Genomic DNA, 24,656 nt, shown 5'->3' with positions numbered 1-24,656 from the left:
CCATGGCCTGGTGGAATAGTCGTTGGAAAACCGAAACCATCCCCGCCGATCAGGCGCTGCCGGGACGGGATGCGCCAATTATCGCGCCGCTTCCGCATTATGTGTCCGGGGCATCGCTGACCGATATCAATCCGGGCGAGGAAGTCATCTTCTTTGCAATGGGCTGTTTCTGGGGCGCGGAGCGTATTTTCTGGGAAACGCCGGGCGTGGTCTCCACCGCCGTTGGCTATCAGGGCGGGCATACGAAGAACCCGACCTATCAGGAAGTCTGTTCCGGCGGCACAGGTCATACCGAATCTGTGCGCGTCGTCTATAACCCGGCCCGCATCTCGCTTGAAGACCTGCTGAAGCGCTTCTGGGAAGGCCATGACCCGACGCAATGCATGCGCCAGGGCAATGATGTCGGCACGCAATACCGTTCCGCCGTCTACTGGACGACGGACGCACAGGAAGCGGTCGTCCGCGCCAGCGCAAAAATGTATGCCGAGGCGCTGGATCAGGCCGGCCGGAGGGACATCACGACCGAGCTCGCCCCGGCCCCGCCCTTCTATTACGCCGAGGATGACCACCAGCAATATCTCGCCAAGAATCCCGGTGGCTATTGCGGACTGGGCGGTACCGGCGTCGCTTGCCCGATCAGCGCCTGACCGACTAGCTGCCCTGGAAATGTGAATCCCCGCAATGCCGCCGCGCGGCATTGACCGGCGCGGTGCGCTCATCTGCAAGAGGTTCGAAAACAATTCGCCGATTTCCAAATCGGCAAGACGCCGGAGCATGGGACAGAGAGGATAGCCGAATTCAATTCCGAATGGAGCTCGCTTGACCCTCTCATCCCTCCCCCGCCATCCCGTAACGATCGCTCGTCTGTCGGGACTCGCCTATCTCGCCATCATACTCTGTGGCATTTTCGCCCAGATCGCTGTCCGTGGCAGTCTGATCGACTGGCAGGACGCCCAGACGACGGCGTTATCCATCGTGGCGCAAGACACACTGTTCCGGCTCGGCCTGCTGGCCGATTTTGTGGTCTTCGCACTAGATATCCTGCTGGCGGTGACCTTCTATCGCCTGCTCGCCCCCGTGGATCGGGGGGTCGCGCTCTTCGCCTTGTCCGCGCGGCTGGTGATGAGCGCGGTGATGGTCACAGCGCTGCTGGCCCAGACAGCCCCGCTCCTGCTGCTGGGCGATTCGCTGATAGCAGGCCAGCTTGACGCCGAGACCGCGAATACGGTCAGCCTGTTTTTTCTGGGACTGCACAATGAAGGCTATATTCTCGGCCTGATGCTGTTCGGGCTTCATTGTGGCGCGCTGGGCATCCTGCTCGTCCGCTCCAGCTATTTTCCGGCCTTTCTGGGTCTACTCATGGGTCTGTCCGGTATCAGCTATCTGGCGCTGGGCGTCGTTCATTTCGGAATACCGGCGCTCAGCGGTGTCAGGGGGCTGCTGCTTCTGCCCGCCGCCTTGCCGGAATTCGTCTTCGCCGGCTGGCTGATTGTCATCGGCCTCAACCGGAAGAAATGGGAGGCGCAGAACGAGCCGGCCAGCAATGCGCCGAGGGGCAAATGATTTCTCTCAGGTGAGGGCCGAATTCATGTATCCTGCCTGAAACCTTTGGCGGAGATCAGACATGATGCAGCAAGTCCTGAAGATAACGGCGAGCACAATTGCAGTGTTTTTGCTGCTGTCTGCGCCCGAGAGTGCGGCGGCGTCATTTGACTGCCGCGCCTGCGAGACGGCCGAGCGGTTTTATGAAACCCGTGAAGAGGCACTGGCCTGGACCGGACCGGCCAACGCGCATTTGCTGGAAGATCTGGTCGAAGCGGTTCGCAGTGCGTCAACGCATGGTCTGGATCCTGAGGATTATCATCTGGCTGCGCTGGAAGCGCTGGACCCGCAAACCGCCAATCGCGATGCCGACGAATTGGCCACGGATGCCTATCTGACCCTCGCCGCACATCTGTTGAGTGGCCGGATCAATCCGGTGTCGATTGAACCGGATTGGACCGCCGCCCGTCGCGGACGTGACCTTGCCGCCTATCTGCAGGGTGCGGTGAGCAGCGGTGCCATTCATGAAAGTCTCGACGCTCTCGCGCCGGTTCAGCCGGGCTATCAGGCCTTGCGGGAGGCGCTGGCGCATTATCGCACCCTCTCCGAAGAGGGAAACTGGCCCACAGTGGACGCTGGTCCGACCTTCCGCCCCGGCGACCGCGATCCTCGCGTGGCGCAGTTGCGCGCCCGTCTGGCCGCCACCGGTGACATTGACGCCGCCAGTGACGATCCCGAATTTTTCGATGAGGCCCTTGCGGCGGCCGTGCGGGCGTTTCAACACCGCGCCAGCCTCGATGCGGACGGAATTGTCGGTAGCCAGACACTGGCCCAGCTGAACACACCGGTCACCGACCGGGTCCGCCAGATCGAGGCCAACCTGGAACGCTGGCGCTGGTTGCCGGACGATCTGGGCCGCCGCCATATCCGCGTGAATATTGCCGATTACCGGCTGGAAGCCTGGAATAACGGCACGGTCGAACGCACGCATGATGTCATTGTCGGTCAGCTCTTTCGGCGCACGCCCGTTTTCTCCGGCAATATGAGCTATATGGTTCTGAATCCGTGGTGGGAGACACCGCCAAGTCTGGCGGTTCGCGACAAGCTGCCCGCCTTCCGGCGGGATCCGTCTGCGGTGAGCCGGTTGGGGTTCCAGGTGATTGACCGCTCCGGCAATCTGGTCGACCCGGATACAATCAACTGGGCCGAAATTCCGGCCCGCAACTTCCCCTATCGCCTGCGGCAGGCCCCCGGCCCGCTGAATGCGCTGGGAGAAGTGAAATTCATGTTTCCCAATCAGCATAACGTCTATCTGCACGACACGCTGACGCGGGGCCTCTTTGCCCAGCGGCAGCGCAATTTTTCGTCGGGCTGTGTGCGGGTGCGTGATCCTCTGGAACTGGCGCAATGGGTGGCGGCGGACGCCGAAGGCTGGACGCCGGAAAGACTGATGTCGGTGGCGAGCGGAAATACTGAGACGCGCGTGACGCTCGCGCGCCACATACCGGTGCATATTCTCTATTCGACGGTCGTGCCGGATGATGTCGCTGGCGTCCGCTTTCTGAACGATATATATGAGCGCGATCAGGCCGTGATGGACGCAATGGATGCGCCGCCGCCGGCCCTGGAGTCACGTTAGTTGATCAAGATGATTGGCCGGGCATTCATGCCCCTGTGTCTTCTCGCCGCCGCGCCTGCGCTGGCAGACAGCAATTTCCTTTCGCCTGAAACGCCGCCCCCGGCAGGCGGGCGAGTCGATCAAACGGCTTTCGATCCCGGAACGGTGGGTTTCACCCTGACCGCACGCGGCGATATCGACGTCAATCTGCGGATTTTCACGCTCTTCGCCCATCCCGGCGAAACCTTGCCTTTGAGCACAGATCAGGCGGTTCGCTGGGCCACAGACCGAGGAGAAACATTCTATGGTGATCGATTCGACTGGACCACGCCGATATCCCCCGGTCTGACCGTCGCAACGCTGACCTCGGACGATGGTCAGGTCATGCGTCTGAACCTCATCGTTATGCATGAGGCTGTTGGCGAGCATGTCGGAAATTACCGCCTCGGCGCTTACCCCGACGAGCCCTATCGCGGCGAAGAGGCCTATATCGCACCCACCCATTTTGCCGAAGTGCCCGAAGGGCTGAGATCACTGCAGATTTCGCCGCACTTCACACTCGGTCAATTCCTGTGCAAGCAGGAAACATCGGGCGAGCCTTTTCTGGTGCTCAGCGAACGGCTGCTGATCAAGCTCGAAATCATTCTGGCTGCCGCGAATGAGAATGGCTGGCGAACCGACAGTTTTGTGGTGATGAGTGGATATCGTACGCCATCCTATAATGCCGGGATCGGCAATGGCCGTTATTCGCGCCATATCTATGGCGGTGCCGCCGATATCTTCATCGACACAGACGGCGACGGACGGATGGATGACCTCAATGGCGATGGCCGGATTGATCGCAATGATGCAGCGGCGCTCTACGATCTCGTTGAATCGCTCTCACAGAATGATGAATTCGGAGATCTGTTGGGCGGCCTCGGCGAGTACGACGCCAACGCCGTTCATGGTCCTTTCGTTCATGTCGATGAGCGGGGCTGGCGGGCGCGCTGGGGCCGCTAGATCGGCCGCCCGTCCGCGGCCAGCTGTTTGCGATAGGCTTTCGCCATTTTCGCATCCAGCCCGTAGAATTTCAGGAAGACCCTGAGGCCACTGGCATCGAGGTCCACCGGCCTGCCATCCGCGACTTCGTGAATCTGGTGGTAGAACCAGTGCACGCTGGCCAGCGCATTGACCACGCGCAGCATGGGAATGGATGAGGCCGGGCCCAGGAGGCCAGGCCCGATGCGGATGGATTTTTCATAGCTCGGCAGATGATCTATCTCGCCGGAGATCAGCCGCGCCGGGCCATCCAGCGCCACACAGAGGGGTCGCGCGAGGCCAATAAGGTCCGCCTCGCCGGCTTCCAGCGCATCATTCATCGCGACGGCGGTGCGAAACCCGCCCGTCACCATGAGCGGCATCTGCGCAAGGTTTTGAACCTCACGCGCATAGTCGAGAAAATAGGCTTCGCGCGCCCGCGTGCTGGCTTTGAGCGGCGGCTCCTCGCCATCCTTCAGGCCTTCCGTGTCGAACATGCGGGGCTGTTCATACGTGCCACCGGAAATCTCGACAAAATCCAGCCCTTCGCCATTCAGCATCTCGATGACCGCCATCGACTCCCCTGATGAAAACCCGCCTTTCTGGAAATCCGCCGAATTCAGCTTCACCGCCACCGCAAAGCCCGGCCCGGCTTCCGCCTTGCAGGCCCGGACCACTTCCAGCAGCAGGCGCGCGCGATTTTCCAGGGGGCCACCCCACTCATCGGTTCTGAGGTTGGACCGCGGCGACAGAAACTGATTGATCAGATAGCCATGCGCGCCATGAATCTGGACGCCGTCGAAACCGTGCTCGCGGCAAATCCGCGTCGCTTGCGCGAAGCGCGCGATCGTAGCCGCAATCTCTTCACCCGTCATGGCCCGCGGCGTTCCGCTCAGCCCGCCCGGCAGGTCCAGTGCGACATCGCTAGCCGAAAGCGGGTTCGGATTGACCGCCTTTGGCGTCTGACGCCCGGCATGGGATAATTGCACCATGATTCTGGCACCTTGTGCCCTGGCGGCCGCCGACCATTCCGCAAGCTTTGCCGATTGGGCATCCGATGGCAGCCCATCGATCACGACATTTCCGGCGGCTTCAAGATTATACCGGTCGATCATGACATTGCCGGCAATCATCAGCCCGATCCCGCCCTCACCCCAGCGCCGATAGAGCGTGATGAGCCGGTCCGTCACACCATTGCGGACATCAGCAAGGCGCTCAGTCATCGCCGCCTTGACCAGGCGATTGGGCAGAGTGAGGCCGCATGGCAGGGTGAGTGCTGAGGCAAGAGGTTGGGGCATTTGTAAATCCGAAAGCAATGACAGGCTGAATGGTCAGTCTCACTCTTCGGCCATCCGCCCGGGAAGGTAAACCTGTTATGTTCAACGCGCCGCGCCTTGTCTGTTTCGATGTCGATTCAACGCTGCTCGCCGTGGAAAGCCTCGACTTTGTTCTGACCCGCAAGCTCGGCCCGGCAGCTGCGGAACAGATAGGGGCGCTGACCTCGGGCGGGATGAACGGCACGATGTCGTTTCGCCAGTCCCTGATGGCGCGGCTGGACCTGACCTCGCTCAAGCGCAGCGATATTGCCGCCGCAGCCGTCGAACTCCGCCATCATCTGACGCCCGGCATGGCAGACCTCCTTACCGATCTGCGCGCGCGCGGCGATCAGGTGCGCGCGGTTTCCGGCGGGTTCGAGGATGTCCTGCGGCTCGCCTTGCGCGATCTGGGTTTTGGCGTCGGCGAAGCTTTTGCCAATCGCTTCCTGTGGGAGGGTGAGACGGTGGCCGGCATTGATACCACGAATCCGCTTTCCGATAATGGCGGCAAGCCGAAACTCCTCTCCGATCTGCGCGCCAAGGGTCAGTATTCAGCGATCTGGATGGTCGGGGACGGCGTTACTGATCTGGAAACCCTGACCCATGGCGCAGCAGATCATTTCATCGGATTTGGCGGCATTGCCCGCCGCGAAGCGGTGGCAGAGAAAGCACCTGATTTTGCAGAAGATGTCAGCGCCTTGCGGCATTTCCTGCTGGGCTAGCCGGCAATCGTCCGGATCCGGATCGTGCCCGTCGCGGCGCGCAACTTGTCGAGCAAACCGCTTGGCACGTCCCCCTCCACATCGGTCGACACATAGCCAATGCCGCCGGACGTATTGAGATATTGCGCAGCAATATTCAGCCCGGCCTCGCTGACTACCCGGGTCAAGGCCGAGAGATAACCCGGCGCATTGCCATGCAGGGCGAGGATGCGCGTCCGCCCGGCGGCCAGGTCGCCCGCCTCCAGTTCCGGAAAATTCACCGATTTGGCAGATCCGCCCGAGCTGGCAAATCGCGCCAGCTTCATCCCGGCATCCATGCCGATGGCCGCCTGCGCCTCTTCCGTCGAGCCGCCGATATGCGGGGTCAGAAGCGCGGTGTCGCACGCCCGTAAGGGGCTGGTGAATTCCTCCTCCTTCGAGGCCGGTTCGACCGGAAAGACATCCACTGCCGCGCCCGCGAGATGCCCGGACTTTAGCGCGTCTGCCAGCGCCTCGACGTCCACAAGGTCCCCGCGCGCATGATTGATCAGGAAGGCGCCGGTTTTCATTTTCGCTATCGCAGCGGCGTCCATCATCATCCGCGTTTGCGGTGTGGACGGCACATGCAGGGTGACGACATCGCTGATGGCCAGCAATTCATCGAGCGAGGCGACGGGCCGCGCATTGCCATGGGCGAGCTTTGGCTCGGTGTCGTAGAAATAGACGTGCATGCCATGACCGGAGGCGAGCACGGATAATTGCGAGCCGATATTCCCGTATCCGATAATGCCCAGCTTTTTCGACCGCACTTCGTGCGAACCGGCCGCCGATTTCTGCCACTCACCCCGCCGGATCGCCGCCAGCTTTTGCGGGATGCCCCGCATCAGCATGACGGTCGAGGCCAAAGTCAGTTCGGCCACCGAGCGTGTATTGGCAAAGGGCGCATTGAAGACCGCGACACCGCGTTGGACCGCCGCGTCCAGATCCACCTGATTGGTGCCGATGCAAAAGCAGCCAATCGCCAGAAGGTCCGGCGCGGCGTCGAGTATATCAGCGGTGATTTTGGTGCGGGACCGAATGCCCAGAAGAGACACGCCCTCAAGCCGGGCTTTCAACTCATCAGGGTCCAGCGCATGGCCGACGCGTTCGATCTCCACACCGGGAATGCGGCGCAGAACCTCATCCGCGTCAGGGTGCACATTTTCAAGAAGCAGAGCTTTCATCGGGCCGGACCTGTTTCACTGCACGGCAGCAAAATCCGATTCCGGCCCGGGGTGAAGCCGTCTTTACTCGGCCGCGGCGATCGAACGCAGCGCTTCCAGGGAACGATCCACGTGCTCATAGGGGCTCATCGCATTGTGGGTCATAACCACATGCGATGTCTGGTCGATCACATAGGTGGTCCGCTCGGTCCAGCCGGGGCGGGCCAACAGCCGCACTTCATACTCACCCATCATGCCGTCAGCGATGGCAAAGACCGGAAAGGCCGACGCGCAGTGCTGAGTGGAGAAATCCGCGAGGCGGTCCGTATTGCCGCCCGTAATGCCGATCACCTGCGCACCCAGCGCCTCGAATTCGCCGATGCTTTCGGCAAAGCTGGCGGCCTGGGCTTCACAGCCCCCGGTGAAAGCGGCCGGGAAAAAGAAGACCACGACCGGTCCATCATTCAACGCCTCGGACAAGGTGAAGCTGGCGGGCTCACCGGCCTGAAATCCCTCAACGGTGAAATCCGGCGCGCTTTCGCCCGGCTCGAGATCGGCCAGAGCGGCAGTGGAAACAAGCGCGGCAGCAGCGGTAGCAAGAAGCGTGCGGAACATGGTGAAACTCCGTATTGTTCACGTCTTGATATAGGCGAAAATTCAGGCTTGGCGAGCCCGCCCTATTTCGGACTGCTATCAGCGGGGCCGACCAGGCGGGTTTCGCCGCTTCCGGGGCCGGTCAGAGCCGCCTGATACGCGTCTTCTGTGGGCCAGGTGCGCAACATGCGCTCATGGCCGTCCGCGGTCAGGAAGGTCGAGCCCAGCAGCCCCAGCACTGGCTGTGCAACAACAATATGTCCGTCCATCATATCGGCTATCCAGTTGGAGAGCTCGGCATAAGCATCGATATCCGGCGTTTCGGGCGGGACCACAACACAACCGTCACCGGATGGCTGCGAGCAGTCGGGGGCATACACACTCAGCGCCGCTTGCAAATTCTGGTTGGCTTCGGCGTGTATCCGTGAATTCTCGACCTGCAATTGCGGCAGGGCGCGCTGGGTAATGGCGTGCTGGGTCTGGGTCCAGGTTCGCAAGCCCCGCAGTGTTTCAGCAATCAATTCCTGTGACGCATCCGAAAGGGTCTCAAGTTCGAACTGGAGATTGATGGCGCTCGCCTGCAACAGGGAGGCACGCATTTCGCGCGGCAGATTGTCGGGCATCTGGAAGCTGCTCGGCACGAAGCCACGGGCAAAGGCGTCCTCGGCCGAGACGGAGGTGCGAACGAGATCATGCAGGGCGACAGAGTTTCGCTGCATGGGCTGATCCGGATCCCAGGCCCGGGCCCAGGCCGACATCACATAGGATTGGCCTTCCAGAAACCGCATCGTACCGTCGAGCAGCTCGATATAGGTCGTGTAATAATCCTGCCAAAGCGCGATATCCGACTGATCCAGAGGCGCTTCCGGCGCCAGTCGCTCAATCGCCGGGAATAACGCGACAGGGGAGATCGAGTAAAACGGGCCCTGCCGCGCAACGACCGCCGTGGAGGCCAGTATCCGCGCATCATTCAGCGCGCCGATCCGTTCAGATCGCAATTGGCGCATACACGCCAGCTGTTCGTTGAAGTAGGCATTCACCTCATCGATATCGTCAGAAAACTGTTCTGTCAGAGTCTGGAAATCCTCCGGCGTAATGCCGGCGGTGAACGAGGCACCGGGATTCACGATATCGAATGTCTGAACCGCATCCATGCACGGCCCCACGCCGCCTAGATCAAGCGTCACGGTACGGATTTCCGGCGGTTCGCGGACCTGAAGATAGAATTCACCCACGCTCGGCCCGCGCGTCCAGCGCGCATCGGTTTCCGCCGGAGTCAGGGTGAGCGCAAATTCGTCCCCCGCCTCCCAATCATAATTGGAGACATCCAGCCTCACCTGCGTTGGCCGCCAGCTGATAACATTGGTCAGGACACGATTGCGCCCCGGCCCGACCGGGATGGCCGTCACCTGCCCCGGCTCCACGCCGAAATCATACCCTTCCAGCACCAGCTCGTCCTCGTCGGTGAAGAGGACGGCCGCGACATTCTCGTCGCGCAATTCCGGCGTGCTCGACAGGGTGATCACCGGCACACGGGCGCACCAGTTCACCACGGCATCAATATCGGTGAATGTGCCCTCATAGCTCTGACGGTCCGGCTCCATCGGCAGGTAGCCCTGATCCAGCCAGTAGGGATTGTTCACATCATCGCTATTGTCCGATTCCACACCCGCATTGCGGATCTGGCACATGGAGCGCACCGGCTGGCCTTCATATTCCCGGCTTTCCGTATTCGGTCCGCCATAATCGGGATGAATGCCCTGATACATGCGGCCCGCGAGGCGTTCGCACAGCTCGCGATTGCGCGCCGTCGGTTCCATTCGCAGCTCTTCCAGCACGTCGCGATGTTCACACCAGTAATCCGATTGTGCGCCCGTAAAGGCGCCATAGAGCGTCTGGATATCGCGGCCGCGCGCATCAATCTCTGCCAGAACGGCGACCTGTCCGCCATTGCCTTCGGTGATCAGCCCGATCGGTTCGGCATAGTCCGGCAGGGAATAGGCACCGCCTTCCTGAAAGCCCCAGATCGTATTGGGATTAAGCTGCTCTTCCTGACCAAACAGACTGCCAAGGCTTTGCGCAAAAGAGGTCATTTCCCCGCGCGCAACCTGAGTCCCGTTCGGGTCATCGCGCCCATAGAGCCAGAGCCGCCCGGCAAGGGCCACAAACTCCGACCTGGGGCCTACCACAACGCCATCGGTATTAATTCCAACATCCGGCCCCAGATCGGATACGGCGAAATCTGTTGCTGCTATCATCGCAAGTGATTGCCCGGCATTGGGGCCCAGAAGACCGATCATCATCGATTCATTCGTCGCCCACATATTCCAGCAATCATCCTGATCGATGATCGCAAAGTCAGGCGCAGACTCATCGAGATTGGCACCATAAATGCCATAGCCACCGTTTTCGCCGGGGCCCAACTCGCGAATAACTTCTGACCATCCGGCACCGGCGCATTCCATCAGGCCATCCATCTGGGTTTGCACATTCAAATTTTGATCCCGGCGATCAGGTTCATAGCGATTGAGGCTGAAGCGACCATTGAGCGCATCCTGAAATCGCTCATCGCCAATGCCCGGCGTGACCGGCCCGTCTTCGCCATCCCGGACATGACGATAATTCATCGGAATGGCGGTGTTCCCCGGCCCCGCCACAGGCGAAGACATGGAATCGGCGCGCGTCAGTAAAACTTCCAGCACGGGATAGTCATTTATCAGCGCCTCGGCGCCGTGGATGAGTCCGGACAAGCCGCCAATGGCGATATAATCGGGCAGATTGTCAGGCTCCTGCTGCGGATCCGGCGCACCCCAGCGCTCCCACATATGGCCCATCGCCCAGCGGTCCTGCAGGAAATGCTGGGCATAGCCTTCATAAGCCAGAGCCAGCAATTCGGCTTCGCGCAATTCATCCTCATAAGCCTCCCGCTCGACATCCGTCATGGAGGCGCGCATTTCGCGCGCCCGTCGTGCCAGCGCCAGCGCATTGCGGTGATGATGCGCATACATGTCGGTCGCCTGTGATCCGAAATGAACGGAATTCATTGCGCCCAACCAGCCCAGAAACTCGTGACAACGCCAGGCATAATTTCCGTCAGAAAACGCCGGGCAGGTCGTGTTCTTGTTCAGCCAGTCATAAAGACCATAGCTGTAATCCGGCAGCCCCGCGAAAAGCCCCGGTGGCGGAATACGTCGCTCTTCAACGTCGGTCGCCGGATCATCGCCCACCGGCGCCACGCCCAGCAATTCATCCACCCGGAAAAAACTGGCATTGAGGTCCACCACATCCAGCGTCGCGCTGCCGCCGCGGCCAAACAAGCCGCGTAATTGGCCAGACGAGTCAAGATAGTCGAATGTGGTATCCGAAACATGGGTGTGTTCCGGCAGAGTTGTTGACGGCGCCTCCTGATAAATCGCCTGCCAGGCATTATTGGTAATGACGCGCGTATCCCAAGCGGCCAGCGCCAGCCAGCCAGCGGCAACAAATGCCAGGGTCGAAAACTTTCGGTTCATGGCTGACCCTCCTCGGGGCGGCATGGACTGCCCGCGGTCAGAAAGACCGCATCAAAGGCCGCCATTTCATTGGCCAGACCCGTCAGGCGGTCGAACTCGTCCTTGCAGACCTGCTCAACGTCCGCGACCGCGACACAGGCGGCAATCGTCTCGCCGCCATCTGCACAATTCATGATGCTCCCCAACGCATTGCCCCAGCGAACGATCGCGTCATTGCGTTCGGGATCATAGTAAAGCTCGATCCCGGGCTCGCCATGACCGCCGGAGATCGTGCCCGCATGGACACAGGTATCGGATCCGCCACACGGCGGGCGCAACTCAATCGGGGGATTGGGGATAGCGGCCGGGCGCTCGGCCTCTGTGGCAGGCTGGACATCGCCCTGTGGCAATTTGACGGGAACCGGCTCGGGCTCGGACGCCGGCGGCACTTCCGGCTCGATGACCTCGGCAATCTCCGGCGTTTCGGCATCCGGGGCGTCGCCACCTCCGCCACAGGCCGTCAGCCAGATCGCCAGCGATATCGCGGCAACGGCCCGAACAGTTCCGGTTTCGGTCATGAGCATCTCCCCTGAGGCACAACCCTAGCACCCGAAGGCCGGCACTCAAGAAAAAAGCCGATCACATTTGGCTTGCCTTGCCGGCCCATTGGCCCTAGAGCGCGCCACGCTTTTTCAAGGCCACACCCTTTGACCCTTCTCCGTCCGGCGCGCCCTACGCCCGCCCCCTTCTTCGGTGACAATCGCACCACGGCCCTGATCGAGGATCTGGCCGTGAAGGGCTGGGCGCATCTGCCGGACGCCCTGCCATCGGCGTTGACGCAGGCCTTGCGCACGCGCCTGTCAGAGCTGGACGCAGCCGATGCGCTCCGGCTCGCCGCCATTGGCCGTGGCGGGAATGAGATGAAGGCGACCGCCATCCGCAAGACGCAGATCCGCTGGCTGGACGGCACCGACCCGGCTGAGCGGCAATTTCTGGACGGGTGCGAAGCCTTGCGCCGCGAGATCAACCGGGCCCTCTTTGCCGGCCTGTTTGAATTCGAAGCGCATTTTGCCCACTACCCGCCAGGCGGCCACTATGCCCGCCATCTGGATGCCTTCGCCGACCGGCCGCGCGACCGCGTCGTCTCGCTCGTCCTCTGGCTGAACGAAAACTGGCAGCCGGGCGATGGCGGCGAGTTCGATCTCTGGTCCGGACCGGATGATATCGGACTGCCCGTCGCCACACTCGCCCCGCGCGGCGGGGACATGCTGCTGATGCTGTCGGAACGCATCCCGCATGCCGTGCGCGAAACCCTCGCCCCGCGCCTTGGCCTCGCCGGCTGGTTCCGGATCAATCCCGGCGTCGGCGGTGTGCTCGATCCGGCGGTGTGAGGTTTGTGCTACGGCTGTGAACCATTCGGAATACTGGTTGACCAATGACCCAAGACCGAATGAGATCATTTCCATGGCGCAAAGCAGCATCCATGGCAATCAATGGACCGATGACGAGCTCGACCTCATTGTAGCCGACTATCTGGCAATGTTGCGCGACGAGCTGACAGGGGTGCCATTTGTAAAGCTTCATCGCGCCAAAGCGATTATGGAGCTGACCGGGCGTTCCCATCGTTCTGTAGAATTCAAGCATATGAATATCTCGGCAGTTCTCAGAGAGCTCAGTTTCCCGACAATCAAGGGCTATCGGCCGATGCAGAATATCCAGCGCGCTATTTTCGATGCCATTGAAAGAGCCTTGCCACAACACGATTGGCTCCACGCCGTTGGAGTTGGCTCCACTATCGGTGTGGGCGAACGGCCAGCGTTATTTGAAGAAGAAGCTCCTTCACTTGCAAGGGCGAAAGCGCCTCAGGAAGGCATGACTCGCCTCATTCGGAAATTTGACCCGGTCAAGCGCGACGCGGCAAATCGGGCGCTCGGATTTGCCGGAGAGGAGATGGCGCTTGAGAACGAGAAGCGCCGGCTCTCAGATGCCGGACGAAAGGACTTGGCAGAAAAGGTATTTTGGGTTGCACAGGAGGAGGGCGACGGTGCGGGTTATGACATTCTGTCATTTGAACCCGATGGCCGTAAACGATTGCTCGAGGTGAAGACAACCAATGGGAGCCAAAGAACTCCATTTTTCCTGTCACGAAACGAAGAATCTCTTTCGCGCGAACGACCCGAAGCTTTTCAGATCCTGCGGATTTATGATTTTTCGCGAAAGCCGAGTGCTTTTAGAATCGATCCACCGCTGAGCGAGCATGTTCGGTTGGAAACTGACACTTTTCGCGCCAGCTTCGCCTAATCACTATCCATCTTCAGGGCCGCGATGAAGGCTTCCTGCGGGATGTCGACGCGGCCGAACTGGCGCATCTTTTTCTTACCCTTCTTCTGCTTTTCCAGAAGCTTGCGCTTGCGGCTGGCATCGCCGCCATAGCATTTCGCGGTCACGTCCTTGCGCAGGGCAGACAGGGTTTCGCGCGCCACGATCCGGCCGCCAATGGCCGCCTGGATCGGAATTTTGAACATGTGCCGCGGGATCAGATCCTTCAGCTTCTCGCACATGGAACGCCCGCGCGCTTCGGCGCGGCTGCGGTGCACGATCATGGAGAGCGCATCCACCGGCTCGTCATTGACCAGAAGCGTCATCTTCACGAGGTCATTCTCGCGATAATCCTTCCACTGATAATCGAACGATGCATAGCCCTTGGTCACCGATTTCAGCCGGTCGTAGAAATCAAACACCACCTCGTTGAGCGGCAGATCATAGACCACCATCGCGCGGCTGCCTGCATAGGTCAGAGCCCGGCAGCATGGAATCGGTCGGGCGCTTTTCATCGGTGATCGTGTCACCGACGCGCGCATCGCGGACCTGTTTGATCGAAGCGTTGAGGAAGCCGATCTCGCCGGGGCCGAGCGCATCGACATTGGTCTTGGCCGGCGTGAACACACCGACGCCGTCCACGCCATAGGTGCCGCCCGTGCCCATCAGGCGCACGCGCATGCCCTTTTTCAGCGTGCCTTCGATGATGCGCACCAGACAGATCACGCCCAGATACGGATCATACCAGCTGTCCACCAGCAGCGCCTTGAGCGGCGCATTGGGGTCGCCATGCTTTGGCGGCGGCAGCTTGGTGACAATGGTCTCCAGCACCTGATCGACATTGAGGCCGGTCTTGGCGGAAATCTCCACCGCATCATGGGCCTCGATCCCGATCACATCCTCGATCTGCTGCTTGATGCGTTCCGGCTCGGCGGCGGGCAGGTCGACCTTGTTCAGCACCGGCACGATCTCATGATCCGCATCAATCGCCTGATAGACATTGGCCAGCGTTTGCGCTTCCACGCCCTGGGCGGCATCCACGACCAGCAGCGCACCTTCGCAGGCATAGAGCGAGCGCGAGACTTCATAGGCGAAGTCAACGTGGCCGGGCGTGTCGATCAGGTTCAGCGCGTAGGTCTGGCCATCCTTGGCGGTATAGCTCAGACGCACGGTCTGCGCCTTGATGGTAATACCGCGCTCGCGCTCAATATCCATACTGTCGAGAACTTGCGCCTTCATCTCACGATTTTCCAACCCGCCGGTGAGCTGAATCAGCCGGTCAGCAAGGGTCGATTTACCGTGGTCAATATGCGCCACGATGGAGAAGTTCCGGATAAGGGATTGATCAATGCTCATGGGGCGGGACGTAGCACTGGCAAGGGCGTCCGCCAAGCGTCCTGTGCGCATGATGACCGGACCCTTGCGAGCGCCGGAATCGCGGCTATTATTCCCATAAGAAATATAAGGTTATGGGGGAGCGGGTGACCGTATCACGACTGGTATATATTTCCCGCGCGCGCCAACCGGTCGCGGACGGCATGGTCGAGGCCATTCTGGAAACCGCGCGGACGAAGAATGCAGAACGGAATGTCTCGGGACTCCTGCTGTTTGACGGCTTGAATTTCATGCAATTGCTGGAAGGACCGACCCCGGATGTTGAGGCGGTTTTCAATGCCATCATTGCCGATGATCGCCACAGCGATGTCGTCCGGATTGTCTCGGAAACCGGCGTCCAGCGGCAATTTCCAGGCTGGTCGATGGGCTATGCCTTTGCCCCCGGGGATCGCCTGCCCGAGGGGAAAGGCTGGTTTCCACTGACCAATGGATCGCTTCAGGCCGCCCTGCCTTCAAAGGTCGATCCCGCCGTGCGGATGCTGTTCACCAGCTTCCTCAGCGTAGCGCGCGCCGCCTGATATTAACGACACCCTAACCGGATCGTCATTGTCTTGCCTGAATTGATGTGCAGATTCGAAACCGAATTCGCGCTGATTGTCAGGAGACAGATCGCCATGTCCATACGCCAGTTTGGTTTTGCATTGATCGCGGCCTTCGGGCTCAGCCTGCCGGCTGCCGCCCAGGATGAGACCGATTACGGCCAGCCCAGCCGCTATTCCGAGGACGTTGACGGTTATTCCCAGGAAGAAGTCGTCGATGCCGTGTCCGATTTCTTCGGCGTCACCGCAGAGGCCGCCGCCGCCGTGGTGGAACGGGTCTTCTCCGATCTCGGCCGCCCCGTCGGCTATGTCGCCGGTGAGGAAGTCGCCGGAGCTGTGGGCGTCGGCCTGCGCTATGGCGAAGGTTATCTGACCATGCGCGATGGCCGTCAGGAACATGTCTACTGGCAGGGCCCCTCCATCGGTTTTGACACAGGCGGCAATGCCAGCCGCGTCTTCGTTCTGGTCTACCGCATGGATGATCCGGACCGCATCTTCCGCCGCTTTCCGGGCGTGGAAGGATCGGCCTATTTTGTGGGCGGCATGGGCGTGAATTATCAGCGCGCAGATGGCATCACGCTCGCGCCGATCCGCTCTGGTGTCGGCCTGCGCGCCGGTGCCAATGTCGGCTATCTGGCCTATTCCCGCCGCCGCAACTGGCTGCCCTTCTAGGCTGACTTCATGCAGATCCGCACCGCTGATCGCGCCGATTACTTTGGCATAAAGGCGGTGCTGGATACCGCCTTCGACCAGCCGGACGAGAGCCGTATCGTCGAGCGCTTGCGCAGCGATGACGCCGACAGTCTCGAACTCGTCGCCGATCATCATGGCGATATCATCGGCACGGTGATGTTCTCCCCGGCCAGTTGTGAACTGGCCTCCGGAGACATTTTGCGAGGGCTCGGCCTTGGCCCGGTCGCCGTGACACCCGCTCAGCAATCCAAAGGCATTGGTGCCGCCCTGATCGAAGCGGGGCTGGAGCATTTTGCGCCCTATCCGGTCGCCTTCTTCTGCGTGCTCGGCGCCCCGGATTACTATGCCCGTTTCGGCTTTACGCCGGCCATCGAGCGCGGCTGGCGATGGGCCGCCGATGACGGCTCCATTCCAGAGATGCAGCAAGCTTTCCAGATCCGGCTTCCGCGGCCGCTGCCAGCGGGTGCGGGCGTCATTCATTACCACCCGGCCTTCGGCCTTTGACACGAATTCGTTTGCTATTGCCGCAAATCCGTGTGACAGAGCGCCCGTCTTCGTGCCGCGCGTAGATGTCCGGTCTTCCGGTCAGGCGGTACGCCATAGGCCGAGCCATCCCTCATGTTGACGGATCGCCGTAAGCCCCACCCTCACATTTGATGAGGGGCCATCAGGCGGCTGGTCTACGCAAGCTCCCTATTTTGAAAAACCGCAATGCGCGGGACCGGCCCTGGCCGTTCCGGCGCGGTGTGTCTGTGAAAGTTGAATTTTGACCCAGTTTACCGATTTCGGCCTTGCCGAACCGATTCTCAAAGCCCTCCAGTCGGAAGGCTATACCACCCCCACCCCGATCCAGGCCGAAGCCATTCCGGCTTTGATGGCCGGCCGCGACCTTCTGGGCACCGCCCAGACCGGCACCGGCAAGACCGCCGGCTTCACCCTGCCGATTCTCGACGCGATTGCGAAATCGAAGGGCCGCGCGCAAGGCAAGTCCTGCATCGCCCTGATCCTCGCACCGACGCGCGAACTTGCCCTGCAGATCGCGGAATCCGTCAAGACCTATGGCCGCAATATGCGTCCGAATGTGGCCGTCGTCATGGGCGGTGTGAAGCCCGGCGGACAAATCCGCGCCATGCGCCCCGGCGTGGATGTGCTTATCGCCACACCTGGCCGTTTGCTGGACCATATGCAAACCGGTGCCATCAATCTCGGCAGCCTGAAAACCGTCATTCTCGACGAAGCCGACCAGATGATGGATCTCGGCTTCATGCCGGCCATTCGCCGCATTCTGGCAGCCACACCGTCAAACCGTCAGACGGCCCTTCTGTCCGCCACAATGCCCAAGCCGATCCGGGCCCTGGCGCATGACTTCCTGACCAATCCGGTCCAGATTTCGGTCGCGCCGGTCGCCCGTCCGATCGAACAGATCACCCAGACGGTTCAATTCCTGGATCGGTCCCAGAAACTCGAACGTCTTGTCCGCGTACTCAGCGTTCCGGAAATGACCAGCGGAATTGTCTTCACGCGCACCAAGCGCGGCGCAGACCGTGTTGCCCAGCGTCTGGTGAAAGCCAATCTCGCCGCCGACGCGATTCACGGCAACAAGAGCCAGAACCAGCGCCAGCGCGCCCTCGATGCCTTCAAGAAGGGCAAGGTCAATATTCTGGTGGCCACCGATATTGCCGCGCGCGGCATTGATATCGACGGCGTCTCGCACGTTGTGAACTTCGAACTGCCGAACGTGCCGGAATCCTATGTCCACCGCATCGGGCGGACCGCACGGGCCGGCAATACCGGTATCGCCGTCGCCTTCTGTGATGACGAGGAAAAGCCGCTCCTGAAGGATATCGAACGCCTGATCGGCTATCGCCTCGCCGTAACCAATGAGGACGGTGTTGAACAACACCCCTCAAAGCCCTTCACCGAAGAAGCGCGCGGTCCGGCACCGGTGAAGAAATCGCGTCCGCGTGGCGGACGCAACCGCAATCGCGGACCCCGTCCGGACGGTCAGGGCGAAAATCGCTCTGCCAAGCCGGCCGGTCAAAAGCGGTCCGACAAGCCGGGCAATGACAATGCTGCACCGAACCGTTTCGGGAAGAGCAAGTTCAAACCGGCTCAGGGCGGCGGAAAGCCGGCCCAGTCGCGGCGCCCTCACTCGGGCGGTCCGAACCGCCGTTCGGCCTGATCACGGGAACAATTTGATCGTCATTCCGGGGCGCGCCCAGGCGCGCACCCGGAAACCCTTCCGTTGCGTCACTATTCCGGCATGGGTCCCGGATCGGGCCGAAGCCCGTCCGGGATGACGAAGAAGGTCAGTGAAGCCGGTATTCGAGGGTGAGAGGGTAGCCGCAAGCTACTCCACCGCCGGAACAAACTCGATCTCCGGCCAGAGCTGTTTCTGGCGGGCGATCTTGGCATTCCACAATTCCGGCGTGGAAATGTCCGGCACGGGCTTCACGACCAGCGAGAACAATTCACCCAGCCCGTAAGGCGCGATCAGTTCCGGCTGGCCATCTGCGTCCAGCCGGATAGCGACCGAGTGCGTGACCGACGCGAACTCTTTTACCGCATCTTCGGTGCAATGGATGGGTTGGCGTTCAACCCCGTATTTCACGCCGAACCAGAGCGGAACCCGTGCCTGATTGCACACTTCAACCTCGGCATCGACTCCAGCAAAGGCTTCAGCGGCGCGGGCAATGACCGCCGCCTCCCCGGCTTCGCTCAGATCTTCCGGATCGCAATAGGCAAGATCATAATCATTTACGCCATGATCCGCTGGCCGTCCGGTCAGCCGGTTCCACACGGCCTGATAGACCGCTCCGGCCATCAGCGCCCAGTCGGGCAAATCCAGCTGATGCGCGATTGCCAGAACTGCCTTCGCTGTTGGATTGGACAGGACCGAAGCGATGACGAATTCCCTTTGCTCGGCTTCCGGGGCATTCGCCAGTCTGCGCGGGTCCTGATCCATTCTACCCTCTGAGACTGGCGCCCGTGGCTTTTTCCACCGAGGCGACAATCTTCGCCGCCACCGCATCGATTTCCTTGTCCGTGAGAGTTTTTTCGCGCGGCTGGATGACCGCCTCGATGGCCAGCGAGACCTGCCCTTCGGGCACACCCTTTCCGGCATAGACGTCAAACACGGACACGTCGGCGATCATCGCCTTGTCCGCGCCCTTGGCAGCCCGGATCAGCGCATCGGCGGCCACCGATGCGTCGACGAGGAAGGCAAAGTCACGCTTGACCGGCGTCAGCTCGGCGCGGTCCAGCGCCGGACGGGCCTTGGTGGCGGCCTTCTTCTTCGGATCGGGAATACCATCGAGAATGATTTCAAATCCGATGACGCGGCCATCAATGCCGAGGGCTTTCAAAACCCGCGGATGAATTTCGCCAAACTCGGCCAGCACATTCTTCGGTCCCAGACGCATCACACCTGACCGCCCCGGATGCCACCAGTCACGTGCTTCCGCCACGACCTGCAGCGAGTCGACCGGCGCGCCGGCGGCGTCCAGCGCCGCCATGGCATCGGCCTTGGCATCAAACAGATCGGCTTCGCGCGTCCCGGCCCAGTGCCGGCCAGCGGCGACAAAGCGCACGCCGGAAACCGCCATGCGCTGTCCATCGGGTTGATCGGTCAGATAGATCGGCCCGGCCTCAAACAGGCGGGGATCATCAACACCCTTGTCGGCATTTTCCTGCAAGGCGGTCAGCAGGTGAATGAGCGCGGTCGGCCGCATCACATCCAGCTCTGAACTGATCGGATTGGCCAGCTCCAGCCCCTCGCCATGACCACCAAACAGGGCGGCCTGGTCGCGGTGGCAGAAGGACCAGGTGACGGCCTCATTATAGCCGCGCACCGCCAGAGCCCGGCGCGCATGCCGCGCCCGGTTCTGCCCGGTCGTGGCAGTGGGTTCGCGCCGTCCCGGCAGCTTCGGCAGGGAGACCGCCTCGATGCGGTTATAGCCGTGAATGCGGGCCACCTCTTCAACGAGGTCGGCTTTCATCGTGCAATCCCGCCGGAAAGTCGGCACTTCCACATGCAGCGTATCGCCGGTACCGGCAACGCCGAAACCGAGGTCTCGAAGCATATTCGCGACAATACCGCCCGGCAAATCCAGACCGGTCAGGCGTTTGACTTCCGACACCGGAAACGCGATGGGCGCGGGCGCAGAGGGTGCTTCACCGGCAATCGTCACTTCCGAGACTTCCCCACCGCACAGCTCAACGACGAGCTGGGTGGCGAGATCAATGCCAGGCTCCAGCGACGCGGTATCCACCCCGCGCTCGAAGCGATAGCGCGCATCGGATTCAATGCCGGTCGCGCGGCCCGTAGCGCGGGTAATTTCCGGTTCAAACCAGGCGCACTCGATAAAGACATTGTGGGTGTCATCCGACACGCCGGACTCCTCCCCGCCCATGATCCCGCCAAAACCGAGGCAGTTTTCTTCATCGGCAATGACGCATTGCTCGGCCGTCGGCGTATAGGTCTTGCCGTCCAGCGCCTCGAATGTATCCGCCTCTCCCTTGCCCCGGCGCGCAATAATGGTCGGACCGATCTTGTCGGCGTCATAGACGTGCAGCGGCCGGCAACGGTCATAGGACACCAGATTGGTGATGTCAGCGAGGATATTGATCGAGCGCAGACCGATCGCTTCCAGCTTGCGCTTCAGCCAGTCCGGCGACGGGCCATTCTTTACGCCGCGTACAAAGCGTCCGGCAAAGACCGGGCAGGCTTCCGGATAGTCCAGCCGGATCTCGATCGGGCACGGGAAGGCACCCTTGATGGATTTCGGCGCTGGCGTTTTCAACCTGCCCAGCCCGGCAGCGGCAAGATCGCGGGCAATCCCGTCCACGCCCAGCCAGTCCGGGCGGTTCGGCGTGACTTCAAAATCGATCACCGGATCATTCGCGCCCAGCGCTTCGGCAGCGGGGTCACCGACCTTCCACTCGCCCTTCAGGTCGATAATGCCGTCATGATCCTCACCGGCATTCAGCTCCTTGGCCGAACACAACATGCCGTAAGACTCAATGCCGCGAATCTTGCGGGGTTTTTTATCCAGCGCGAAATCCGCGCCGGGAATATAGGTGCCGAGCGGGGCATAGATCGCCTTCATCCCGGCATGCGCATTGGGCGCGCCGCAGACGATCTGCTTGATGCCTTCAAACGTCTCGACCGTGCAGACTTTCAGTTTGTCGGCGTCGGGATGCTTTTCCGCATGGGTGACGTGCGCCACTGTAAAGGCCGACAGGGCTTCTGCCGGATTGTCGACATGCTCGACTTCCAGACCGGCCATGGTCATGGCCTCGACGATCGCGTCGACGGAGGCATCGGTTTCCAGATGTTCTTTCAGCCAGGAGAGGGTGAACTTCATTGGTCGGCTCCTGCCGTTTCTTGTGTGTCGTCTTCAAGGGGCGTTGGCGGAATGAAGGCTTCCGAACCATAACGTTCGAAGACATCGATCCCGGGATCGGGACATGCACTGACAAGTCTCCGGTCCTGCACCTGAACGGTGGCGACCCAGCAGCGGTCAAAGACCGAGCAGTAGCAGACCTCGACATCCCAGCGTTCCCATTCCGCGAACAGCGCAGAAATGTGGTCCGTATCGACACTATCAGAGGGCCAGGCAGCCGAGATCGGCGTGACCAGCTCGCCCGGCGCGATCACGCGGCCGGTCAGCGTCACCCACGACCGGTCGACCTGTCCTTCGGGCATGGCGCTGAACATGGCATCAATACGATCGACGGGTTCACCATCCTGCAGTGGCATAACGCTCCGGATAAAGGCCGGACCGACGCCATTATTCGCCACGCGCAGGCCCAGCGTGAGCTGGTCCTCAACGGTTCGCGTAAAGGCATCCACCTGCAGGGCCGGCACGACAGCGCCATGTTGCTGGGCGCGCATCACCCGCGCTTGGTCCCACGCCACATAGAGGGCCGCGAGACCCACGACCATCGCGCCGATGGCGGTCAGCGCCTGATGATTGGATTTGAACCACTTAAGCATTTCGCCCTCTTACCTGCCACGAACGATCAACGGGCGGATCACACGGCTCCCATACGCCTGATGCCATCATCGCATTTCCCGTCACATTAATTCGGCCATCATCGAGGCGATCTATAATGATCGGCTCACGACCATCAAAAGACATTGTCCAGGGCGCATATTTCTGGTCAGGAATCATGGGCACAAGACGGGGCGAAAAACTTGTAATGCCGCGCCTTTCAAGAAACTGCCGGTCTTCATCGCTTCGCGCCCGATAGAGATAGAGTTCATTGCCGGTTCGGCTGCCACGGGACCCATAGAAGATAGCCATGTCATGCTGACCGTCCTGCTGCCAGCATCCCGGCAGTACTCTCACGGCGACACGATAAAGATTGTTCTCCAGAAATCTCGGCATGATCACGAAGCCACCGATTACAAAAAACATACTCCAGCTGATGAACATCCAACCAAACCAGAATGCTTTTGGAATGCGCGTCCATCGACCATAACCGAACCACCACACTAGCTCAGCCCGGTCGCGAGATTGGCCTGCAAGAGCGGCGAGAAGCCGTAATGCGCCAGCCAGCGCGTATCATTGGAGAAATAATCGCGCAGATCCGGTGCGCCATATTTCAGCATGGCGAGGCGGTCCACGCCCATCCCCCAGGCAAAGCCCTGATATTCATCCGGATCGAGCCCGCAGGAGCGGATGACATTCGGATGCACCATGCCGCAGCCGAGAATCTCCATCCAGCTATCGCCCTCGCCGATCTTCACGGCATCGCCAACACGGGAGTATTTCACGTCCATCTCGGCGGAGGGTTCGGTGAAAGGGAAATGATGTGGGCGGAATTGCGCTTCGACCGTATCGGTCTCGAAGAAGGCGGTGAGGAAATCCATCAGCACGCCTTTCAGGTGACCCATATGCGCGCCCTTGTCGATGACGAGGCCCTCGACCTGGTGAAACATCGGCGTATGGGTCTGGTCCCAGTCACAGCGATAGACCCGACCCGGCGCGATGATGCGGATCGGCGGTTTCGTATTCATCATGGTGCGGATCTGGACCGGAGAGGTGTGCGTGCGCAGCACCATTTGCGAACCGTCCGCGCGGGGCTTCATGAAGAATGTGTCGTGCATTTCCCGTGCCGGGTGGCCTTCGGGGAAATTCAGCGCCGTGAAATTATGCCAGTCATCCTCGACATCGGGCCCTTCCGCGACGGTGAAGCCCATGTCGGAAAAGATCACGGCGAGCTCTTCCATCACCTGGGTCACAGGATGCAGCTTGCCGCGCGGTTCCGGGCGGATGGGCAGGGTGACATCGGCCCGCTCGGTCGCCAGGCGCGCATCGAGGGCCGCATCGGCCAGCGTCGCCTTTTTGACGCTGATCGCTTCGCCGATCGTGTTTTTCAGCCCGTTCAGGGCCGGGCCCATCACCTGACGCTCATCCGGGCTCATCTGGCCCATGCCCCGCATCATCAGCGAGATCTGGCCCTTCTTGCCCAGCGCCTCGACGCGCAAGGCCTCCAGCGCGCCTTCGTCCGCGGCAGCATTCACCGCGTTCAGGAGTTCGGATTTCAGGGCTTCGATATCGCCAAGTCCGGCCATGGATTTCGTCCTCGCATTGCACAGCGCACGTGCACTGGTCTACCGCCCGGAAACGGAATTGGCGAGGGGATCAGGACCGCTTTATGCGTTTGGGCCGGGCCACAAGCTCGCCGCCGCAATTCGGGCAGACATGTTTGTGAACATCCTCGGTGCAGGGCGCACAGAAGGAGCATTCAAAGCTGCAGATATAGGCCGGGCCATCGGGGAGAATGGCCCGCTCGCAGGTCTGGCAAGCGGGCTTCATCTCGAGGGCCATCAGACGTTAGTCCAGTGCGGCCTGTGCCTGGTCGACCAGGGCTTTGAAGGCCTCGGGTTCCCGAATGGCCAGATCGGAGAGGACCTTGCGGTCGACTTCGATACCCGCCTTCGTGAGGCCGGCCATAAATCGCGAATAGGTCGTGCCGTGCAGACGGGCACCGGCATTGATCCGCTGGATCCACAGCGCGCGGAAGGTGCGCTTCTTGGCGCGACGGTCGCGATAGGCGTACTGGCCGGCTTTTTCGACGGCCTGTACGGCAACGCGGTAAACATTTTTCCGGCGGCCATAATAACCTTTGGCCTGGGAAATAACTTTTTTGTGGCGGGCGCGGGAGACAGTACCGCGTTTAACTCGTGCCATGATTCAAGCTCCGTAACGGGTGATT

23 protein-coding genes and 1 pseudogene are annotated in these 24,656 nt (G+C 61.0%); 11 read left to right on the top strand and 13 right to left on the bottom strand.

Annotated elements, in window-relative coordinates:
* Positions 1-2: 2 nt before the first annotated feature.
* The 4 genes from msrA (at position 3) to P0D52_RS00670 (ending at position 4,162) form a co-directional block, all read left to right on the top strand.
* A complete protein-coding gene (gene msrA / locus P0D52_RS00685; protein WP_394693531.1) occupies positions 3-647 on the top strand; it encodes a peptide-methionine (S)-S-oxide reductase MsrA in 645 nt (214 codons plus the stop codon).
* A gap of 172 nt (positions 648-819) precedes the next feature.
* Complete coding sequence (locus P0D52_RS00680) at positions 820-1,563, top strand: DUF4386 domain-containing protein (protein ID WP_394693530.1); 744 nt, start codon at positions 820-822, stop codon at positions 1,561-1,563.
* A 61-nt stretch (positions 1,564-1,624) separates the two neighbouring features.
* Entirely contained in the window at positions 1,625-3,181 is a 1,557-nt protein-coding gene (locus tag P0D52_RS00675) for a murein L,D-transpeptidase (RefSeq protein WP_394693529.1), read from the top strand.
* Positions 3,182-3,190: 9 nt separating this feature from the next.
* Positions 3,191-4,162, top strand: a complete 972-nt coding sequence (locus P0D52_RS00670) for a D-Ala-D-Ala carboxypeptidase family metallohydrolase (protein WP_394694806.1) — start codon at positions 3,191-3,193, stop codon at positions 4,160-4,162.
* Here the strand turns inward: P0D52_RS00670 and P0D52_RS00665 are convergent.
* Positions 4,159-5,478: an NADH:flavin oxidoreductase/NADH oxidase family protein gene (locus P0D52_RS00665; protein WP_394693528.1), complete on the bottom strand. Its 1,320-nt coding sequence runs from the start codon at positions 5,476-5,478 to the stop codon at positions 4,159-4,161. The genes P0D52_RS00670 and P0D52_RS00665 overlap by 4 nt on opposite strands.
* Positions 5,479-5,555: 77 nt before the next feature.
* Here P0D52_RS00665 and P0D52_RS00660 point away from each other — a divergent pair, with 77 nt between their 5' ends.
* The gene (locus tag P0D52_RS00660) at positions 5,556-6,218 is read left to right on the top strand and encodes an HAD-IB family phosphatase (protein ID WP_394693527.1); all 663 of its coding nucleotides are present in this window, start codon (positions 5,556-5,558) and stop codon (positions 6,216-6,218) included.
* On the opposite strand, the gene serA is transcribed toward P0D52_RS00660, so the two are convergent.
* From serA to P0D52_RS00640, 4 genes are all read right to left on the bottom strand, one after another.
* The gene (serA, locus tag P0D52_RS00655) at positions 6,215-7,420 is read right to left on the bottom strand and encodes a phosphoglycerate dehydrogenase (RefSeq protein ID WP_394693526.1); all 1,206 of its coding nucleotides are present in this window, start codon (positions 7,418-7,420) and stop codon (positions 6,215-6,217) included. The two genes, P0D52_RS00660 and serA, sit on opposite strands and share 4 nt — an antisense overlap.
* Before the next feature lie 63 nt (positions 7,421-7,483).
* Positions 7,484-8,014: a peroxiredoxin gene (locus tag P0D52_RS00650; protein ID WP_394693525.1), complete on the bottom strand. Its 531-nt coding sequence runs from the start codon at positions 8,012-8,014 to the stop codon at positions 7,484-7,486.
* Between the two features lie 62 nt (positions 8,015-8,076).
* On the bottom strand, positions 8,077-11,505 hold the full coding sequence (locus P0D52_RS00645; protein ID WP_394693524.1) for a hypothetical protein: 3,429 nt from the start codon (positions 11,503-11,505) through the stop codon (positions 8,077-8,079).
* Positions 11,502-12,062: a hypothetical protein gene (locus tag P0D52_RS00640; RefSeq protein WP_394693523.1), complete on the bottom strand. Its 561-nt coding sequence runs from the start codon at positions 12,060-12,062 to the stop codon at positions 11,502-11,504. The genes P0D52_RS00645 and P0D52_RS00640 overlap by 4 nt, the downstream gene beginning before the upstream one ends.
* A 129-nt stretch (positions 12,063-12,191) precedes the next feature.
* Between P0D52_RS00640 and P0D52_RS00635 the strand changes: the two genes are divergently transcribed.
* Together P0D52_RS00635 and P0D52_RS00630 are read left to right on the top strand one after the other, a co-directional pair.
* Positions 12,192-12,875, top strand: coding sequence for a 2OG-Fe(II) oxygenase (locus tag P0D52_RS00635; protein ID WP_394693522.1), 684 nt, complete (start codon positions 12,192-12,194; stop codon positions 12,873-12,875).
* A 37-nt stretch (positions 12,876-12,912) separates the two neighbouring features.
* Entirely contained in the window at positions 12,913-13,785 is an 873-nt protein-coding gene (locus tag P0D52_RS00630; protein WP_394693521.1) for a DUF3883 domain-containing protein, read from the top strand.
* Here the strand turns inward: P0D52_RS00630 and P0D52_RS00625 are convergent.
* Positions 13,782-15,159 (bottom strand): annotated as a pseudogene (locus P0D52_RS00625) (elongation factor 4). The gene P0D52_RS00630 and the pseudogene P0D52_RS00625 overlap by 4 nt on opposite strands.
* Before the next feature lie 125 nt (positions 15,160-15,284).
* Here P0D52_RS00625 and P0D52_RS00620 point away from each other — a divergent pair.
* The 4 genes from P0D52_RS00620 to P0D52_RS00605 all read left to right on the top strand — a co-directional run bounded on the left by P0D52_RS00620 (position 15,285) and on the right by P0D52_RS00605 (position 18,612).
* Positions 15,285-15,716, top strand: a complete 432-nt coding sequence (locus tag P0D52_RS00620; RefSeq protein WP_394693520.1) for a BLUF domain-containing protein — start codon at positions 15,285-15,287, stop codon at positions 15,714-15,716.
* Between the two features lie 96 nt (positions 15,717-15,812).
* Positions 15,813-16,409: a DUF1134 domain-containing protein gene (locus P0D52_RS00615; protein ID WP_394693519.1), complete on the top strand. Its 597-nt coding sequence runs from the start codon at positions 15,813-15,815 to the stop codon at positions 16,407-16,409.
* A gap of 9 nt (positions 16,410-16,418) precedes the next feature.
* Positions 16,419-16,934, top strand: coding sequence for a GNAT family N-acetyltransferase (locus P0D52_RS00610; protein ID WP_394693518.1), 516 nt, complete (start codon positions 16,419-16,421; stop codon positions 16,932-16,934).
* Positions 16,935-17,196: 262 nt separating this feature from the next.
* Positions 17,197-18,612: a DEAD/DEAH box helicase gene (locus P0D52_RS00605; RefSeq protein ID WP_394693517.1), complete on the top strand. Its 1,416-nt coding sequence runs from the start codon at positions 17,197-17,199 to the stop codon at positions 18,610-18,612.
* Between the two features lie 168 nt (positions 18,613-18,780).
* Here P0D52_RS00605 and P0D52_RS00600 read toward each other — a convergent pair whose 3' ends face one another.
* The 7 genes from P0D52_RS00600 to rplT all read right to left on the bottom strand — a co-directional run bounded on the left by P0D52_RS00600 (position 18,781) and on the right by rplT (position 24,631).
* Positions 18,781-19,395, bottom strand: coding sequence for a nucleotidyltransferase family protein (locus tag P0D52_RS00600; protein WP_394693516.1), 615 nt, complete (start codon positions 19,393-19,395; stop codon positions 18,781-18,783).
* Position 19,396: 1 nt separating this feature from the next.
* The gene (gene pheT / locus P0D52_RS00595) at positions 19,397-21,796 is read right to left on the bottom strand and encodes a phenylalanine--tRNA ligase subunit beta (RefSeq protein WP_394693515.1); all 2,400 of its coding nucleotides are present in this window, start codon (positions 21,794-21,796) and stop codon (positions 19,397-19,399) included.
* Positions 21,793-22,428 carry a hypothetical protein gene (locus P0D52_RS00590; RefSeq protein WP_394693514.1) on the bottom strand — a complete coding sequence of 212 codons (636 nt, stop codon included), beginning with the start codon at positions 22,426-22,428 and terminating at the stop codon, positions 21,793-21,795. The genes pheT and P0D52_RS00590 overlap by 4 nt, the downstream gene beginning before the upstream one ends.
* Complete coding sequence (locus P0D52_RS00585; RefSeq protein WP_394693513.1) at positions 22,421-22,870, bottom strand: hypothetical protein; 450 nt, start codon at positions 22,868-22,870, stop codon at positions 22,421-22,423. Before P0D52_RS00585 ends, P0D52_RS00590 begins: the two co-directional genes overlap by 8 nt.
* A gap of 59 nt (positions 22,871-22,929) precedes the next feature.
* Entirely contained in the window at positions 22,930-24,012 is a 1,083-nt protein-coding gene (gene pheS, locus P0D52_RS00580; protein ID WP_394693512.1) for a phenylalanine--tRNA ligase subunit alpha, read from the bottom strand.
* A 70-nt stretch (positions 24,013-24,082) separates the two neighbouring features.
* Positions 24,083-24,268, bottom strand: coding sequence for a DUF1272 domain-containing protein (locus P0D52_RS00575; RefSeq protein WP_187165862.1), 186 nt, complete (start codon positions 24,266-24,268; stop codon positions 24,083-24,085).
* A gap of 6 nt (positions 24,269-24,274) precedes the next feature.
* Positions 24,275-24,631 carry a 50S ribosomal protein L20 gene (rplT, locus tag P0D52_RS00570; protein WP_394693511.1) on the bottom strand — a complete coding sequence of 119 codons (357 nt, stop codon included), beginning with the start codon at positions 24,629-24,631 and terminating at the stop codon, positions 24,275-24,277.
* Positions 24,632-24,656 lie beyond the last annotated feature (25 nt).

It is taken from the genome of Hyphobacterium sp. (genome assembly GCF_043584775.1).
GTDB lineage: Bacteria > Pseudomonadota > Alphaproteobacteria > Caulobacterales > Maricaulaceae > Hyphobacterium.
Note: the sequence above shows the minus strand (reverse complement) of the source record. Positions and strands in the feature narration are given on the sequence as shown.